Here is a 17,098-nt window from a genome sequence, read left to right as displayed (position 1 = left end):
TAGAATAAGTTGTCCGGGCCAACTGTTCGAAGGGAGCGCGACGCGGCATGAACGACATCGACCAGCGCATGTATCGTTACGCGATGAAGCTGATGGTCGTGCTCGCGATCGGTTCGGCGGTCATGCTGACGCTCCACTACACCGTCGGCATTCTCAACGCTCGGACGACTTCGCTCATGGCGGTGGGCGTCGTTTTTTGGCTGATCATGTTCTATGGCTATCGGCAGGACTTGAACGAACGCGATCGGCTCGAACGCGAGGCTCGCCAGACGAGAGAGCCTCAGGAAGCCGATGCTTCAACTGGCGATCCCTCCAACGAATAGGTAGTCGAGCGCGGCGAGCGTCCCCATCCCCACCAAGAGCCCGGTCGCGATGGTCCAACGGAGTCGAGCGACCGCGTGATCGTCCCGGTCGGCGAGTTCGGGATCGCTGGCCACTTCCTCGAGAAACCGCACGCGTTGGGCGATGCTGCCGTGACGCCAACTCCACGCCGTCCGAGCCACTCCGTTAAGATTGGCGACATTCTCCAGCGACTGAATGAAGACTTCCGCGCCATCGGGATGAACCGGGACGGCATCGAGCTTCTCCGTCTCGGCCTGCCGGGCGTCGGCGTGTTGTTTCGCCAACGACTGCGAGCCGGCGGGATGCCCATTGGTGCCTCGGGGCGTCAGAAGCATGACCGGCGTCGGCGTGTTGGCGCGACGTCGCAGCGAGGCCGACACCGCCCGGCAGCCGTAGACGTCGGCTTGTCGCTCGAAACGCTGGGATAGGTAGCCGAAAACGATCGCGAAGTAGGGGACGAGGACGCCGAGTTCGACTCCGGCGCGCCATCCCCATTGCTGTAGTTCGTACCAACGCGCATCGCCGAGCGCGACGCGGGTCATGAGATCGAGCCATGGGACCAGCATCGAGATGAAGAGGATGCTGGCGATGACGAAGAAACAGTAGTAGGCGAGGTGATGGTGGCGAATGTGGCCGACTTCGTGCCCGAAGACCCCTTCGAGTTCCTCGGTGGAGAGGTGGTCGAGCAACGCGTCGCTCATCAGCACGTAGCGAAGTTGGGGGACCATGCCCGTGACGGCCGCATTAGCGATTCCCCCGCGCGTTCGCCAAACCAGGATGTTGGCGAATCGAAAGCCGACCTGTCTCGCGAAGGTCTCGAGTTCTCGGCGGAGGCTGCCGTCGGGCAGGGGGATCGCACGCCAGACGACGCGCAGAATCAGCGGAGACGCGATCAGCACCGATAGCGCGATGAGACTGGTGCCGAGAATCTGGAGTCCCGGGTGTTCGAGCCAGCTCCTCGGAAGGATCAGCTCGCCGAGGTCGTAGAGTCCGGTGGCGAAGAGGCTAGTCAGCAACAGGACGCCGAACTGATTGCGGGCCTGGAAGTCGAGATAGCCCAGTTGCGAGTGGCTCGGACGGGCGCGACGCCGTCGGGCTCCGCTTCGCAGCACTTCCTGATCGACGCGGTAGAAGGAGAGGATCGAGAGCGACTCGGCGCCGAGGTAGGGGGTCAGCAGGAGCAGCTCGTCGACGAAGATCCAGCCGTCCCAGGCGCCGTGATGACGGACGAGCGAATTCCAACCGATCGGCTCGAGGATAAGGATGAAGACGCCTAGGGAGACGAAACCGTGGAAGCGGCGAAGCACGGCGTAGCGGGAGTAGGGGCTCGTCGAGGCGGGGGGGCTAAGTCGCATCCGCTCGATGGTCGAGTAGGTGATCCATCGAGCGAGCAAGGTAACGACCGAGACGCCGACGAGGACGGCGACCGCTCGGGCGATGAACCGAGGTGGCTCTCCCACATCGCCTGCCGGCAACCCGTAAGCGACGGCAAGCGCGACTAGGAACGATAGACTCATCGGCGACGCCTGGGGAACTCACGACACCCGCACTCGAACTCGCCTCGGACCAACGGCCTCGGGCGCTCAGCCGAACGAGGGCGGCATCTCGCCACAGGCCGGCAACTTGACGACATGGACCGCGGAGATCCGATCGTCGGCCCGAATCTCCTGGAGCGCTTCGGGGCAGGGAACGCCGTCGACCGCCAAGATGCCAGTCGCTTCGCCTCCTTCGACTTCGCGTCCGACGGTCATCCCGGCGATATTGACGCCGTGCTTGCCGAGCACCGTGCCGACAAGCCCAATGAGGCCAGGCTTATCCTGGTGGACGTAGACGACCATCGTGCCGTCCATGATCGAGTCGAGGCGGTAGGAGCCAATCCGGACGAGACGGACGAACTGGCGTCCCCGCGTCGTGGCCGCTAGCACCGTCGTCCCTTGATCGGATTCGACCTCGACCCGTACGAGAGTCGCGAAGTCGCTATGCTCGGAACTGATCTTCTCGACGATCGTGATGCCGCGTTCCTCGGCGAGGACGCGGGCGTTGATCAGGTTGACCTCTTCCTCGAGGCTGTTCTCCAACAATCCCATCGCGAAAGCGGTCGTTAGCAGGCTCGTCTTCTTTTTGGCCGCTTCGCCCTGGTAGGTGATGGTCGCCTTGGAGATCGCTCCCTTGGCGAGCTGGGCTTGGAAAAGACCCAGCCGACGGCAGATGTCGAGGTGACGGCGGGCCTCCTCGAGCTCCGAGGGCTCCAGCGACGCCATGTTGACGGCGAAGCGAATGTTGCCCTTCTGCAAGTAGTTGACGATCAGGTTGGCCGCTTCGATCGCCACGTTGAGCTGGGCTTCCTGCGTCGAGGCTCCCAGGTGAGGCGTCACCACGACGTTGGGAAGTTTGAACAGCGGCGAGTCGGTGCAGGGCTCGGAACTGTAGACGTCGAGGGCGGCGCCGGAGAGATGACCCGACTCGAGAGCCTCGAGCAGGGCGTCCTCGTCGACGATGCCGCCGCGAGCGCAGTTGATGACCGCTGCTCCCTTGCGGAGCTTGGCCATCTGCGACTTGCCGACCATTCCCTTGGTCTGTTCGCCGAGGGGAACGTGGACGGTGACGATGTCGGCCCGGGGGTAGATGTCCTCCGGATCGGAGACGCTCTCGATGCCGAGTTCGGCGGCGCGCTCGGCGGAGAGGAAGGGATCGTAGCCGAGGATGTTCATTTCCAGGCCTATCGCCCGTTTGGCGACGGCCAGGCCGACGCGTCCGAGGCCGATGACGCCGAGGGTCTTGCCGGCGAGTTGGCTCCCGGTGTACTTCTTGCGATCCCAACGCCCTTCGCGAAGACTCAAGTCGGCGGCGGGGACGTGGCGGCTCAAGGCAAGCAGCAGGGCGATCGTGTGCTCGGCGGTGCTGAGCGTGTTGCCGCCGGGCGTGTTCATCACGACGATCCCCTCGCGGGTCGCCGCGGGGACCTCGATGTTGTCGACGCCGGCGCCGGCTCGGACGATAACGCGGAGCTTCGAGGGCCGCTGGAGCAGATCGGCGGTGATCGTCGTTCCACTGCGGATGATGACGCCATCACACTCCGCGAGGACCGACTTGAGCTCGTCGCCCTTTAGGCCGGGGGTGTTGACCACCTCGATCCCCTCGGCGGCCTCGAGAATACGAAGGCCTTCCTCCGCGAGCGGATCCGAAATCAATACTCGATGCATCCCTGTTGTTCCTGGCTTGTTGCGATCGTCGTGTTTTCGCCCGACTTGTTCGCCGAACTCGCGTCAGGCTAGCGGCCCCCTCGCGATGTGCTCCGGATCGTTGTCGGTGTGTTCTCTCTTTGTTAGCCACTATCGCGGCAATGTCGAGTTGCTCCGTATGGATGTCTCGATGAGCGCCGCAGGTTCAGGAGCTTGTCCAGGCCCTTGTATCGCATCGACTGCATCCGCTCTCCTGAGCCGCTTCGCGGCTCAGGCAGGTTTGAACCTGTTGGTTGAACCGAAGCGATGAACGGGACGACTACGGGTGATCTCGATTGGGATGGTAGCACGGCAATCGGGACTACCCGATGGTCAGCGACTACCCCTTCGGTACGAATCCTTCCGCGAAGACCGCGGTGGCGGCGGCGACCGCCTTGCCCGATTCGACCGGGTAGCCCAACTCCGCGAGCGTCCACTCGAGGGCCGCGGCGACACCAACCATGTCGAGGGCGTCGACATAGCCCATGTGCGCGATCCGGATGATCTTACCCTTGAGACTGCCCTGACCACCGGCGACCTTCAGAGCGTACTTCTTCTCAAGCAGCTTCGCCCATCCGGCCCCGTCGATGCTTTCGGGAACCTTGATCACCGTGAGACCGGCCGCGGGAGGATCGGCGAGCGTCTCCAGCCCGAGCGCCTTGACGGCGGCGTGCGTCGCCAACGACATTTGACGATGACGCTCCCACGACTCCTCGACCCCTTCGTCGAGAATCTGCTTGAGGCTCTCCGCCTGGGCGGCGATGAGCGTGTGCGCCGGCGTGTAGGGCGTGTCGCTCTCGGCGATCGACGTGAGGTACTTCTTCAGGTTGAAGTAGTAGGTCGGCGGACTGGGGACTTCTTCGAGGCGAGCCTTCGCCTTGGCGCTGACCGAGAGGAACGCGAGGCCGGGGGGCATCATCAGGGCCTTCTGCGAACCCGTGACGAGCAGGTCGACGTTCCAATCGTCGGTGCGGCACGGTTCGGTGCCGACGCCGCTAATCCCGTCGACGACGAAGACCGCCTTGGTCTTGGCGACGATCGCGCCCAGTTTTTCGATGTCCTGGCGGACGCCGGTGGAGGTTTCCGAGAGGGTGGCGTAGACGGCGACGGCGTCGGGGTGCTCGGCGAGGGCCTTCTCGACGTCGGCGGGTGTCGGGGCCTTGCCGTAGGGGGCCTCGAGCTTGATCAGCTCGGCGCCGAAGGTGTTGAGAAGTTGTTCCCAACGCTCGCCCCATTTGCCGCAGACCAGCGCGATCGCCTTGTCGCCCGGCTTGACGAAGTTCGCGACGCTGGTCTCCATCGCCCCGGTGCCCGAACTTGCGAAGATCACCAGGTCGTTCTCGGTGCAGAAGACTTTCTTCATGGCCGAGAGGGTCTCGGCGATGGCGGCCTTGTTTTCGGGCGTGCGGTGATGAATGACCGGCTTCGCCAGGCTCAAGAGCGTCTCCGGCGGCACCATGGAGGGGCCAGGCGTCATCAAACGATACTTCATTGCTCCATCCTTGCGATCTAGGAGAGACAAGCTGTTGTGGGCTCTTCGCGGATCGAGACGCGCGGTCGCTCGTGTTTGCCGATTCCCCCACCACGAAACGTGCCATTCTATGAGTTGGCCGCAACCCGGGTAGCGGGTGGGCAACGGCGTCGAGAGAGAAGCGCCCGCTCCGCCCAGATCGAAACCGGGGGCCGTTACGGTGTTGACTCATCCTCCGCACCAGATATAGGCCGAGCGGCGCTTGCAAGGCCACTGCCAGGCATCGACACCGAAGAGTTGATTCATCAGCGGCACTCCAGTCACTGGAACGAGCCGCGAGGCCGCACCAAGGGTTGCTGGACGAACGTCCACGACCACAACCTTCTCTAGGCACAAGGACGAGCGAATGTCGGTAGCCGTGGTCACCGGATCGGCGGGGCTGATTGGATCCGAAGCGGTCAGGTTCCTCTGCGACAAGTTCGACGTCGTTGTCGGGATCGACAATGACATGCGTCGCTATTTCTTCGGCAACGAAGCCTCGACGCTGTGGAATTGCAACGAACTCAAGGCCACCGTCGCCTCCTACGTCCACCGGTCCGCGGACATTCGCGAACAAAAGGACGTCAACGCGATCTTCGCCGAATACGGCAGCGACATCGAGCTGATCATCCACACCGCCGCCCAGCCCTCACACGACTGGGCCGCCCGGGAGCCGTTGACCGACTTCACCGTCAATGCCAACGGCACGATGATCCTGCTCGAGGCGACGCGGCAATTCTGTCCCGAGGCCAGTTTCGTCTTTACCTCGACCAACAAGGTCTACGGCGACAACCCCAACCGCTTGCCGCTCTTCGAGGACGAAACCCGTTGGGAAGTCGATCCGTCGCACGGCTACTTCGAGAAGGGCATCGATGAGTCGATGTCGATCGACTACTGCAAACACTCTCTCTTCGGGGCCTCGAAAGCGGCCGCCGACCTCGTCGTCCAAGAGTACGGTCGCTACTTCGACATGAACACCGTCGTCTTCCGCGGCGGCTGCTTGACCGGTGGCGGCCATTCGGGGACCGAGCTACACGGCTTCCTTTCGTACTTGATGCGGTGCTGCGTCGAGGGCCGGCCTTACACCGTCTTCGGATACAAGGGCAAGCAGGTCCGCGACAACATCCACTCGTCCGACCTGGTCAACATGTTCTGGCAGTACCATCAGGCCCCGCGTCCGGGCGAGGTCTACAACGCCGGTGGCAGCCGTCATAGCCACTGCTCGATGCGCGAGGCGATCACCCTCTGCGAGGAGATCTCCGGACGCAAGCTCGACTACACCGTCGTCGATGACAATCGCATCGGGGACCACATTTGGTACGTCAGCGACGTCTCGAAGTTCCGCGAAGACTATCCCGATTGGTCCTACCAGTACGACCTCGAGGCGATTCTCGGCGAGATCTACGAAGGTTGGCAGAAGCGGCTTCAGAAGGCGGCGGGCTAACCACGCGTTGGCACCACGGCTAGCGGGTCGCCGCAGGCCGCGATCAAGGAGTTGTCGTGAACTATCGTCATGTCATGATCACTGGTGGAGCCGGGTTTGTCGGGGCCAATCTCGCGATCCGCTTGCGCGAACATTCCTCGTCGACGCAAGTCACGGTGCTCGACAACTTGTGCCGCCGCGGTTCGGAGCTCAATCTCGCTCGGCTCGCTGAGCACGGCATCACCTTCGTGCACGGCGACATCCGCTGTCCCGAAGACATCGTCGATAGTCGACCCTTCGATCTGCTGATCGACTGCTCCGCCCAACCTTCGGTGCATGCCGGTCTCGACGGATCGCCGATGCCGGTGGTCCGGAGCAACCTCGACGGGACGGTTCATTGTGCCGAGGCCGCACGTCGGCACGACGCGGCTCTGTTGTTTCTGAGTACCAGCCGCGTCTACCCGATTCAGTCGCTCAACGAACTTCCGTACCAAGACGCCGGCACCCGTTTTCAGTGGACCGGGCATGCCGACACGCCGGGCTTCTCCGAGCATGGCGTGGCCGAGGAATTTCCGCTCACCGGCGCTCGGTCGCTCTATGGGGCGACGAAGCTCGCCAGCGAGTTGGTCCTTCAGGAGTACGCTTACAGCTACCAGATGCCGGTGCTGATCAATCGGTGTGGCATCCTGACCGGGCCCTGGCAGATGGGAAAGGTCGACCAAGGGGTCATCACCTATTGGATCGCGAGCCACCTCTTCGGGCGAGGGTTGCGCTACACCGGATTCGGTGGCGACGGCAAACAAGTCCGCGACTTGCTTCACGTCGACGATCTCTTTGACTTGATCGTCGCCCAAATCGGCAAGCCCGATCTTTGGGATGGGCGGGTGTACAACGTCGGGGGAGGCAACGACGTGTCGACTTCCCTGTGCGAGCTAACCGAGCGGTGCCGGGAGGTCTCTGGTTCGGTCGTTCCGGTCGAGCCCTCGCCGGAGACTTCGTCGGTCGACCTGCGGATCTACGTGTCGGACAGCCGCCGGGTGAGTGACGAGTTCGGCTGGCGCCCCCAACGCGGCGTGGGCACGATCGTCGAGGACATTTGGGATTGGATGGCGGCGCGGCGGGAACTGTTGGCGCCCGTCTTTGGTTGAACGCTAAGGGACTGCTCGAGGGCGACATCGTCTCTCGCGCGTCGCTCATGCGTCCGAAGGAGTTTCATGGCTGTGAATTCGCTCACGCTTTCGGTCGTCGTTCCCGTCCACAACGAGGAAGAGAACCTTCCCAACGTCGTCGATGAACTTCGTGACACGCTCAATCGCGAGCGGATCCCCTTCGAACTGGTGTTGGTCAATGACAACAGCACCGACGGTTCCAGGGGAGTCATCGAGGGGATGATGGCGGCCGACGAGCGGATTCGGACCGTCAACCGCCGACCGCCCGGCGGGTTCGGTCGAGCGATCCGGTCGGGACTCGACGCCGTCAAGGGCGATATCGTGGTCATCTGCATGGCCGACTGTTCCGACGACCCGGAAGATGTCGTCGCCTACTACCGCACGATCGAAGAGGGATACGACTGCGTCTTCGGTTCCCGGTTCATCAAGGGAAGTGTCGTTCGCAACTATCCCCGCTTCAAGCTGGTCTGCAACCGCGTCGTCAACAAGATGGTGCAGCTCCTCTTTCGTTGCCCCTACAACGACATGACCAACGCCTTCAAGGCCTACCGGACGGAAGTGATTCGGGATCTCGGTCAGCTTCAGGCGAGCCACTTCAACATCACGCTCGAGCTCTCGCTAGGCGTTTGGAACCGCAACTACAAGATCGCCCAAGTGCCGATCCGCTGGTACGGCCGGACGTGGGGGAGTTCGAAACTTCGGCTTCGGGAGATGGGCCGACGCTATCTCGCCACGCTCCTGAAGATGGGAGTCGACCGCACGCTCATCCTCGACGACATCCGTGCCGAGCAGCAGGCCGGCAAGCTGCAGAACCAAACGGCCACCTCGGAGCCGTGTGAGGCGACCTCGGCCGCTTAGGGGGTTGGCATCACACCGATCGAACGATCCCTCATTTCAACGATCGGTCGATCATTCCATTCCTCAACTGGCCGTGGGTGCTCCTGGGCATCTTGCGGCCGTTCCCTTTTCTTGACGTTCGTCGATTGCCGTTTGACTTGGGCCGCCTGAGAAAGACGTCGGCGGTCGTCGGCGTGTTGTATGCTTGGTTTGCATCTGGCTGGAACGATCCTCGACGAACGTTTGTCCATGCTTGCAAGGAGTCTTCCTGGTTCCTTGCCGGAACGGATCGTGGATTCGGGGGGCGACTCTGGTCTATGATGGAAGGGAGCCCACCAGCCGTCACAAGGATGGCCAATGTCCGCCGCGATTAGGAAGCAACGATGAACTTTCGCTCCGTTTTGCGATTCATCGTCCAGTCGATTCTCTTGGCCACGTTCGTGTGGCTGATCATCGTCCGGCCGGCGATGGTCTATCTCAATCACGACGACAAGCCTTCGAGTCGGATCTTCAAGATCGACGAGGCGACGGCGGAAGAGGAGGTTGCCGAGACGATCGCTGAGGGGATGACGCTCCTTTGGTTTTTCTTCCTCGGTGCCTCGGTCGGTAGTTTCATCAATGTCGTCGCCTATCGCTGGCCGCGGGGCATCTCGATCTCGATGGGCAAGTCGAGTTGCCCCCACTGCGAGCAACGGATCGCGTGGTACGACAACGTCCCGGTCCTCTCTTGGCTGCAACTAAAGGGGGCGTGTCGAAAGTGCGACAAGACGATCCCGGCTCGCTACATCGTCGTCGAATTGGTGATGGGGTCGATCTTTCTTTCCTTCTTCTTCCTGGAACTCATCGGTGGTGGGGCAATCGGCCATTCCCGCTTCGAGTTCACCTACGTCAGCCTGTTCAACGTTCTGCTCATCGATAAGCGAATCATCCTCTACATCTTCCTCTTCCATGGCCTGCTGATGGCATTCCTGATGACGATGGTGCTGATTCGTGTCGAGGGAAAAGCGATCTCGCCACGGCTGGTGATCCTGGGCATGGTGTTCGGATTCTGGGCCTTGCTCTACTTCCCCGACCTACAGCCCTACTCCGTGGAAGGGCTTTCCGCTCGTCGCTGGGGAGTCGGTTGGGGAGCCGACAAGGCGCGGCCCATTCTAGTCAACGCCTACGAGGCCTGTTACGGCATGGTGGTCGGAGGGCTCATGGGGCTGCTCCTGGCTCAGAGCAAAGGGGCCGGAGGGAAGGAATCCGCCCTGCGCACCGGCGCGATCGCGATGCTTTCCTCGGTCGGTCTCGCTCTCGGATGGCAGGCGGCGATCGCGGTCTCCGTCGCCAGTTCACTGCTCCTGCTGGTGGCTCGACTGGTCGGTTTCATCTGGCACGCCATCAACCGGATCCCACTTGCGATCTATCTTTTCGTGATGACCTACGCTCAAATCGCCGCATGGAGGTGGCTTACGAAGATCTGGTGGTGGCCAGGACCGGAGTCGCCCCATATCGTCTTCACCTTAGGCGTCGGCGTAGTGGCTCTTGTGGCGTTGCTATTTCGGATCATCGACTGGGCGAGCACGTTCCGTCTCCCGAAACAACCAATCACCAAACCCCGAGCGTCGCTGCGCTCCAGTTCGCCCAAGTGAACGAACTGACTCGAGCAGGAGCGAATCATGGGCTGGCAGGAAGTCCTTCAAAGCAATTATCCCGGGGCCAAACGCAATAGCGAGGTCGGCCGAACTTACGCCAAGCTTTTCGCCGACAAGGTCAACGCCGAACCCGAGACGACAATCTTCGCCAAGTGCTGCTGTGCCGACGAAGTGAACGGGTTCTGGCCGATTTTCACAGGCCTCTTCATCGGCCCGTTCCAACTCGGTGGACTCGCCGGGTTTCCGTTCACGGGGCAGACCGGCGTCGGTGCTTTCGCTCACCACGTCCCGGAGAACGGCACCGCGGTGATCCTCTATGGTCCCCATGTCGGCATTTCCGACATCGAAGGGGAAAAGGGAGGAATCGGCCACGTCCGTCGCATCGGGCAACCAGCGATCTCGTCATGCTGCGGCGCCCTGGTGGCGGCTCTCGACTACCTGAAGAATGGAACCTCGGCCGAAGCAGCCGTCGACGACTACCAGCAGACGACGCTCAAGGAGTCGCTGCTTCCCTTCAAGTCCGAGATTCTCCAAGGGCATCCCGCTCAGCAGAAGAAGGCGATCACCGACGTGATGTATCGCCTGATCCGGGAGCGGATTCGGAAACTCGTCGCGTGCATGGGTCAGGAGTTCCATGGCCACGCGATCGTGACGCTTGGTGGCATCTTCATCAACACCCACCACGCCAGCGAGGACTATTTCGAGCCCCGCGATGCCGAGCAGTTTATCGTCGAAAGTACTCCCGAGAAGGGGCGTTGGGAATCGCTTCTCGAGTATGACTTGGCGTAGGCTGACCGCTCGGTCGGGATCCAGCCCAAGATTGTTCGCAACCCGGTCAGACTCGATCGCCACGACTTGACCGCTTTCATCGCGATCGGAGCATGGCGATTTCCATTATGAATGGATTAAGTTTTTGCGAGTTGTGGGCGGTTTTCGTGTGCGTACACCGTTTGCGCTGTGAATGTTCCAATTCTGATGGAATTTCTCTCTCTTTCCCCCTCCTAAGCCTGTCGTGTGACGCATAGTTCTAGCGTACACGAACACGACGCTCATCAATCGTGGGGCCGAAGGTCCTGTCGCTCGTTTGACGCGACGGGTCGGCTCCTCGAACGGCAGGGGAACCATGTCGACCGCACTCACTGGACTTGGTGGATTTGCTCCACCGCTCGACGTGCTCCGTCGGGCGGCGGCCGGGGCAGCGCCTTCCCAGGAGTCGGTCGCTCCCCAGGCGGCCCCGCCAGCTCCCGAAGATGTCAACGAGATCAACTTCGAGAACGCGGTGGCGACCCCTCCCATCGGGCAGGCGCCTCCCGTTCAGTCGGCTTTTGATGCTTCCGACGCTTCGCAAGCGCCGGGCCTGGACACCGCGGCGACGAACGCCGCTTCCGCCGGACCTCCTCCTGGAGCGGCCAATCGGCCACCGCCTCCCCAGGAGCAGGGGCGCGAACCCGACTCCTTCGAGCAGTCGGTCGCGAACGCCATCTTCTCCTCGCAAGAGACCAACGGAACCGTCGAGGCCGCTAGCACGCCCGCCTACGAAGACACCGCAATTGAGTTCGGGCTCGGCGAGCTTCTGCGTCAGTCGACAGGCGATGCGGAAGAGGCGGCCGGGGCCGAGGCGACCATCGCCGAAGCCCTCGCCCAGCGAGTGGAAGCGTCGGCTCAGTACGAGGCTGGCTTCGGTTCCGAAACGGTCGAGGAGAGCGGCGCCGTCGAGGAACTCGCGGAAGCGGTCGCCGTCAACGCCGCGGCCCCAGAGACCTCCGCTTCGCGAGAGGACGAGCGTCCCGAGTTGACTCCCTATGCCAGTGCGTTCCCGTCGCTTTCCGCCGCCGGTTCCCAGATCGATTCGCTTGTCTGACGCAACTCGTTGGCCCACAAAACGCTCCCGACGTTGGGCCCCCATCGAGCAAGAAAATTCGGATTGACGCGTTTTGATCGACTCGGTAGCGTACCGGCAGAAATGACCGTGATGACTCTATCGGAACCGATCGTTGTCGCCAGCTACCGGCGGACGATGCGAAATCCTCACGGCCACTCATTCCTCGAACGCCGGCCCCCAGCCTTCCTTCGTCGGCACGAGTAGACTCCAGGATCGTTCCTCACGATCCGCTAGCCAGAGGCCACCCCATGCTGGTGCTCACACGACGACTTGGAGAAGGGATCCGTCTCGGCGACAACGTCGAGGTGCGCGTGCTTGAAGTGCGCGGACAGCGGGTGCGGCTCGGGATCGAGGCTCCTCGCGAAATGAACATTCAGCGAACGGCTCCCGAAGACCAACGCGAAGTCGTCGCGCTCGCCGGGGATCGTCCCGCAAGCGGCGACAACTACTCGTAGCGGAGCGCTTCGATCGGATCGAGCATCGAGGCTTTTCGCGCGGGATAGTAGCCGAAGAAGATCCCCACGGCCGCCGACGTCAGTACCGCGACGATGATGCTCTCGACCGAGATGACGAAATCCCACTGAAGCGCGATCGCGATCACCCAGGCGCACATCGCGCCGAGCGTGATGCCGACGCCGCCGCCGATCAGGGCGAGGATCACCGACTCGGCGAGGAACTGGTTGAGGACATCGCCGGTCCGGGCGCCGACGGCCATGCGGATGCCGATCTCGCGGGTTCGTTCGGTGACGGAAACGAGCATGATGTTCATCACGCCGATGCCGCCGACGACCAGCGAGATGCTCGCGATCGCGAAGATCAGCCCGCTGAGCGTGTTGGCGAAGGTCGTCGCCAGTTTCGCCATGTCGCGAATCGAGTTGATGGTAAAGTCCGCGTCCTGTCCCGGACGAATGCGATGGCGTTCGCGGAGAATGCGCTCCATTCCCGTTTTCACCTGATCGACCAGTCCGGGGCTGCGAGCCTCGACGACGATCAGCAGCGTCTTGGTCTTTCCCATCACCTTGCGCAACAGTGTCGAGATCGGAACCATGATGATGTCGTCCTGGTCGGCGCCGGTGATCGACATTCCCTTGGGTTCGAGCAGACCGATCACGCGAAAACGCTGGCCGTGGGCGCGAATTGTCTTGCCGACCGGATCGATGTTGGGGAAGAGCTTGTCGGCGACCGTCTTGCCGATGACGCAGACCTTGTCTTGCCTCTTGACGTGCTCTTCGTTGTAGGGTCTTCCCGAGCGAAATTTCCAACGACGGATGCGGAAGACCTCGGGCATGCCGCCGACCAGCGCGGTGCCGTAGCTTCCCATCTCGCTCGAGGCAATGGCGGGGAACTGGGTGATCTCCGAGCAGCCGTTGATCATGGGGCCGAGTTCGCGGCGAATCGCGTCCGCATCCGCGGAGGTGAAGGCTCCGTCGGCGACCCCGACGCGCAGGCCGCTTCGCGTCGTGCTGCCCGACATGCCGACCACCAAGTTGGGGCCGATCGCGCCAAGGGCGTCGTCTAGTTTGGCTTTCGCTCCCCGTCCGGCGGCGACCATCGCGATCACCGCCGCGATGCCGATCGTGATTCCAAGGCTGGTCAGTGCCGTGCGGCCCTTGTTGACATTCAGGGCGTTTAGCGCGGTGTTGAGGACGGCCCACAGATTCATGTTCCGACCCCCAGGACGACGGCGCGTCCCTCGATCAACTCCTTCAGCTCCGCCGCCGCGTCACGCCAGTTGGGCGTTGCGCGATCGGAGAGGACTTGGCCGTCTTGGAAGACGATCTGGCGCCGGCAACAGTCGGCGATTTTCTGGTCATGCGTGACCATGATGATGGTCTGATCCTCGTCCGTGTTGAGTCGTTGAAACTCCGCGAGGATCTCGAGGCCGGTGCGTGAGTCGAGGTTGCCGGTCGGCTCGTCGGCGAGCAAAATCTTCGGTTGATTGACGAGGGCGCGGGCAATCGCGACGCGTTGTTGCTGGCCGCCGGAGAGTTGGTTGGGCTTGTGGTCGATGCGTTCCCCGAGGCCGACCCGCTGCAGCAGTTGCACCGCGCGGGCATGGCGTTCCTTCGCCGTGACATTCTTGTTGTAGAGCAGGGGGAGCTGAACGTTGTCGATTGCACTGGTGCGACTGAGCAGGTTGAATCCCTGAAAGACAAAGCCGATTCGCTCGTTGCGAATGTCCGCGAGCCGGTTTCGCGTTAGCTTGCTGACGTCGTCGCCGCAGAAGTAGTACTTCCCGGCGCTCGGCGTGTCGAGACACCCGAGCAGGTTCATCAGCGTGCTCTTGCCCGAGCCGCTGGTTCCCATGATCGCGACGAATTCACCTTCGCGAATCTGGAGATTGATCCCGCGCAGGGCATGCACGCTGACATCGCCCGTCTGGTAGGTCTTCTCGAGGTTCTCAACGTGGATGACCGACTCGCGCTGGTCCATGCGGCAGCGTTCCTGCTGTTAGCGTTAGCCTGAGAAAGGAAGTTGAAACGATGTCGAGTCGCCGAGCGGCTCGCCGGTGATCACTTCGTCCCCCTCGTTGAGCGGGCCGCCGGTCACCTCCGTGACGATGCCGTCGGTGATGCCGGTCGAGATCACGCGCGGTTGCGGCTCCTCGTCGGCACCAAGCACCCAGACCAAACGTTGGTCCCCTTCCACTTTGGGAATCTCTCGGTCGAAACGTGCCGGCGTGTAGAGAAGCGCCGAGTTCGGCACCAAGAGGACGTTGCCCGCCTTGCGGACTTCGATATCCGCGGAAACCGTCGAGCGGGGTTTGACCATCCATTCGTTCGAGCCGGCATCGCGCCGGTTGTCGAACTCCAGGACGGTGGCGTATGAGACCGCGGTGCGATCGGAGTTGGGGGCGTTGCGGATCTGGATGACTTCCGCCTCGAATTGTTCATCCGGGTAGGCGTCAATGGTGAAGACGGCCTTCTGGTGAACCTTGACGCGGCTGTAGTCGGCTTCGCTCACCTTGACGATCGCCCGCATCCGATCGAGTGGGGCGGCGATCTTGAAGAGAGCCGGCGACGATTCGGTCAGACTCACCTTCGGTCGACCGACCGTTTCGCCCACGCGAATGTCGCGGTCGAGGACGACCCCCTCCATGTTGCTTCGAAGCTCGGACTTGTCGAGGTGAAGGTTCGCCAGTTCGATGGCGACTTTGGCGACTTCCGCATTGTTTTGAGCCTGCAGGCGCTGGGCTTCGGCCTGGGCGACGAGCGCCTTGGCTTCGGCGACGCCCGCTTCGGCGGAGTGAACCAAGTCGAGGGCGGAATCGACCTTCGACTGGGGAATGAGGTTCGCCTTCTGGCTCTTCGACGCCGTTTCGTACTCGCGCCGCGCCGCGGAGAGATCCGATTCGGCCTTCATCTTGCCGGCGAGGGCTCGTTCGACGGCGGAACTGGCCGCGTGGATCGCAACTTGGGCGGTGTCGAATTGGGCCTCGGCTTGTCGAAGTTGGACACGTTGCATGTCGGAGGAGAGTCGCGCGAGCAAGTCCCCTTCCTTGACCTGCTGGTTGAAATCGACCCGGACCTCGGAGACGACACCGGGGATCTCCGCCTGGATGACGCGCACCTCGACCGGTTCGGCGAAGCCGGTGACCGCGACCGCTTCGGTGATGTCACCCTGGGTGATGTGGTCAGTGAAGAACTTCTCTTCGGAAGTGTTGCCCCCGGTCATGTAATTTCCCGCGACGAGCGCGACGATGACCAGAACGAGAATGATCAGAAAGGCTCGCAACGTCCCTCTTTCACCTCCGTAGCGATGTTGGCTGGTTGGTCACGAATGCTGCAAGAGTGCGTGATGGGCACCAAACCATTGACGAGAACAAACGGTAGCCCGAGGGTTATTGTATAAGACCTCATCAAACTGATCGAACCTTCTGAATCAAGCAAGCAATCTCCTACCCGCTCCGCCGACCATCTTTCAAGTGATGCTTGGGATTCCTGCGTAAGATGGGCAGTCTCTGGTCGCCCTCGAAGCCCATTCCTCCTCCCGTAGAATGTCTCCATGGCCGATGAACGACTCGAACTGCTCCGCGACAATCTCGCCGCGATGAAACGGCGCATCGCGACGGCATGCGCGGCTAGCGGTCGCGACCAAAACGAGGTGACTTTGGTCGCCGTCACGAAGTACGCTCCGCTCGAGGATGTGCGCCGTTTGTATGAGTTGGGCGTGCGCGACTTTGGGGAGAGTCGACCGCAGGCACTCTGGGAACGTCATCCGCAGCTCCCCTTCGATGCGCGCTGGCATATGATCGGACGCTTCCAGACCAACAAGGCGCGACGAACGTTGCCACTGGTGAGCATGGTTCATTCGGTGGATCGCTGGTCGCTTGCGGAAACGCTGTCGTCCCTTTCCGCCGAGCGCGATCGGCGTTTGCCGGTGACGATCCAGCTTAACCTGACTGGTGAGGAGACCAAAGCCGGCTTCGCCCCGGAGCAGTTTGTGGAGGAGTTCGGCCGACTGCTCGAACTGCCAGGACTCGACATCGTCGGATTGATGACGATGGCCAAGCACGAGGAGGAGGTGGAGCGCTGCCGAGCGACGTTCGCCGAACTTCGGCAGCTTCGCGAGAGGCTCGGCGAGCGCCGGGCCCTTCCGGTCCTCTCCATGGGAATGAGCAACGACTTCGACATCGCGGTTCAGGAAGGGGCGACCCACGTTCGGATCGGCTCGGCGCTCTTCGCGGAGCCTGCCACGTGATTGAACTTCGCGAGCAGCCAGAGGGGATCGTCTTCGCGCTGAAGGTCCGGCCGGGCGGAAAACGCAACGCGGTCGTCGGCGATCACGATGGCGCCCTCAAGGTGACGGTCACCGCGGCGCCGGAGAAGGGCAAAGCCAACGCCGCGGTGGTGAAACTCCTCGCCAAGGAACTGGGGGTCGCGAAGAGCGATCTCACGATCGTCCGTGGGGAGACCTCCTCGACGAAGGAAATCCTCGTGAAACGCCTCGAGCGGAGTGCTTTGGCCGCTCGACTCGCCGCCTTGATGGCGCCATTCGGTCCCGCCGGCGCCTAGAATATCCGTTTGGACAATCATCACGGGCCCGAACTGGTCGCCCAACGTTTGATCGCGTGGAA

16 protein-coding genes are annotated in these 17,098 nt (G+C 62.3%); 10 read left to right on the top strand and 6 right to left on the bottom strand.

Going from position 1 to position 17,098, the window contains the following annotated elements; genetic code table 11:
- Positions 1-47 precede the first annotated feature (47 nt).
- Positions 48-323 (top strand): hypothetical protein, encoded by a 276-nt coding sequence (locus tag Pan216_RS22895; RefSeq protein ID WP_145261748.1) that lies wholly within the window; start codon positions 48-50, stop codon positions 321-323.
- Here Pan216_RS22895 and Pan216_RS22890 read toward each other — a convergent pair.
- The 3 genes from Pan216_RS22890 to Pan216_RS22880 form a co-directional block, all read right to left on the bottom strand.
- Positions 297-1,859, bottom strand: a complete 1,563-nt coding sequence (locus Pan216_RS22890) for a M48 family metallopeptidase (RefSeq protein ID WP_145261746.1) — start codon at positions 1,857-1,859, stop codon at positions 297-299. The two genes, Pan216_RS22895 and Pan216_RS22890, sit on opposite strands and share 27 nt — an antisense overlap.
- Before the next feature lie 66 nt (positions 1,860-1,925).
- A complete protein-coding gene (serA, locus tag Pan216_RS22885) occupies positions 1,926-3,545 on the bottom strand; it encodes a phosphoglycerate dehydrogenase (RefSeq protein ID WP_145261744.1) in 1,620 nt (539 codons plus the stop codon).
- Between the two features lie 358 nt (positions 3,546-3,903).
- Positions 3,904-5,055, bottom strand: a complete 1,152-nt coding sequence (locus Pan216_RS22880) for a pyridoxal-phosphate-dependent aminotransferase family protein (RefSeq protein WP_145261742.1) — start codon at positions 5,053-5,055, stop codon at positions 3,904-3,906.
- 385 nt (positions 5,056-5,440) lie between these two features.
- On the opposite strand from Pan216_RS22880, the gene Pan216_RS22875 reads away from it, so the two are divergent.
- The 7 genes from Pan216_RS22875 (at position 5,441) to Pan216_RS22845 (ending at position 12,476) form a co-directional block, all read left to right on the top strand.
- Positions 5,441-6,517: an NAD-dependent epimerase/dehydratase family protein gene (locus Pan216_RS22875; RefSeq protein ID WP_145261740.1), complete on the top strand. Its 1,077-nt coding sequence runs from the start codon at positions 5,441-5,443 to the stop codon at positions 6,515-6,517.
- Positions 6,518-6,591: 74 nt separating this feature from the next.
- The gene (locus Pan216_RS22870) at positions 6,592-7,644 is read left to right on the top strand and encodes an NAD-dependent epimerase/dehydratase family protein (protein ID WP_145264291.1); all 1,053 of its coding nucleotides are present in this window, start codon (positions 6,592-6,594) and stop codon (positions 7,642-7,644) included.
- 66 nt (positions 7,645-7,710) lie between these two features.
- The gene (locus Pan216_RS22865) at positions 7,711-8,523 is read left to right on the top strand and encodes a glycosyltransferase family 2 protein (protein WP_145261738.1); all 813 of its coding nucleotides are present in this window, start codon (positions 7,711-7,713) and stop codon (positions 8,521-8,523) included.
- A gap of 362 nt (positions 8,524-8,885) precedes the next feature.
- A complete protein-coding gene (locus Pan216_RS22860; protein ID WP_145261736.1) occupies positions 8,886-10,136 on the top strand; it encodes an A24 family peptidase in 1,251 nt (416 codons plus the stop codon).
- 27 nt (positions 10,137-10,163) lie between these two features.
- Positions 10,164-10,928: a hypothetical protein gene (locus Pan216_RS22855; RefSeq protein WP_145261734.1), complete on the top strand. Its 765-nt coding sequence runs from the start codon at positions 10,164-10,166 to the stop codon at positions 10,926-10,928.
- 334 nt (positions 10,929-11,262) lie between these two features.
- Complete coding sequence (locus Pan216_RS22850; protein WP_145261732.1) at positions 11,263-12,000, top strand: hypothetical protein; 738 nt, start codon at positions 11,263-11,265, stop codon at positions 11,998-12,000.
- Between the two features lie 269 nt (positions 12,001-12,269).
- Positions 12,270-12,476 carry a carbon storage regulator gene (locus tag Pan216_RS22845; RefSeq protein WP_145261730.1) on the top strand — a complete coding sequence of 69 codons (207 nt, stop codon included), beginning with the start codon at positions 12,270-12,272 and terminating at the stop codon, positions 12,474-12,476.
- On the opposite strand, the gene Pan216_RS22840 is transcribed toward Pan216_RS22845, so the two are convergent.
- The 3 genes from Pan216_RS22840 to Pan216_RS22830 are packed head-to-tail and all read right to left on the bottom strand — an operon-like array spanning position 12,467 to position 15,756.
- Positions 12,467-13,684, bottom strand: coding sequence for an ABC transporter permease (locus Pan216_RS22840; RefSeq protein ID WP_145261728.1), 1,218 nt, complete (start codon positions 13,682-13,684; stop codon positions 12,467-12,469). The genes Pan216_RS22845 and Pan216_RS22840 overlap by 10 nt on opposite strands.
- Positions 13,681-14,454 (bottom strand): ABC transporter ATP-binding protein, encoded by a 774-nt coding sequence (locus Pan216_RS22835; RefSeq protein WP_145261726.1) that lies wholly within the window; start codon positions 14,452-14,454, stop codon positions 13,681-13,683. The genes Pan216_RS22840 and Pan216_RS22835 overlap by 4 nt, the downstream gene beginning before the upstream one ends.
- 24 nt (positions 14,455-14,478) lie before the next feature.
- Positions 14,479-15,756, bottom strand: coding sequence for an efflux RND transporter periplasmic adaptor subunit (locus tag Pan216_RS22830; protein ID WP_145261724.1), 1,278 nt, complete (start codon positions 15,754-15,756; stop codon positions 14,479-14,481).
- A gap of 270 nt (positions 15,757-16,026) precedes the next feature.
- Here Pan216_RS22830 and Pan216_RS22825 point away from each other — a divergent pair, with 270 nt between their 5' ends.
- The gene (locus Pan216_RS22825) at positions 16,027-16,722 is read left to right on the top strand and encodes a YggS family pyridoxal phosphate-dependent enzyme (protein ID WP_145261722.1); all 696 of its coding nucleotides are present in this window, start codon (positions 16,027-16,029) and stop codon (positions 16,720-16,722) included.
- Positions 16,719-17,036, top strand: a complete 318-nt coding sequence (locus Pan216_RS22820; protein WP_145261720.1) for a DUF167 domain-containing protein — start codon at positions 16,719-16,721, stop codon at positions 17,034-17,036. Before Pan216_RS22825 ends, Pan216_RS22820 begins: the two co-directional genes overlap by 4 nt.
- The last annotated feature ends 62 nt before the right edge of the window (positions 17,037-17,098 follow it).

Origin of the sequence: Kolteria novifilia (assembly GCA_007748055.1) — a bacterium.
GTDB classification, from domain to species: Bacteria; Planctomycetota; Planctomycetia; order Kolteriales; family Kolteriaceae; genus Kolteria; species Kolteria novifilia.
This window is presented reverse-complemented; position numbering and strand designations above follow the sequence as displayed.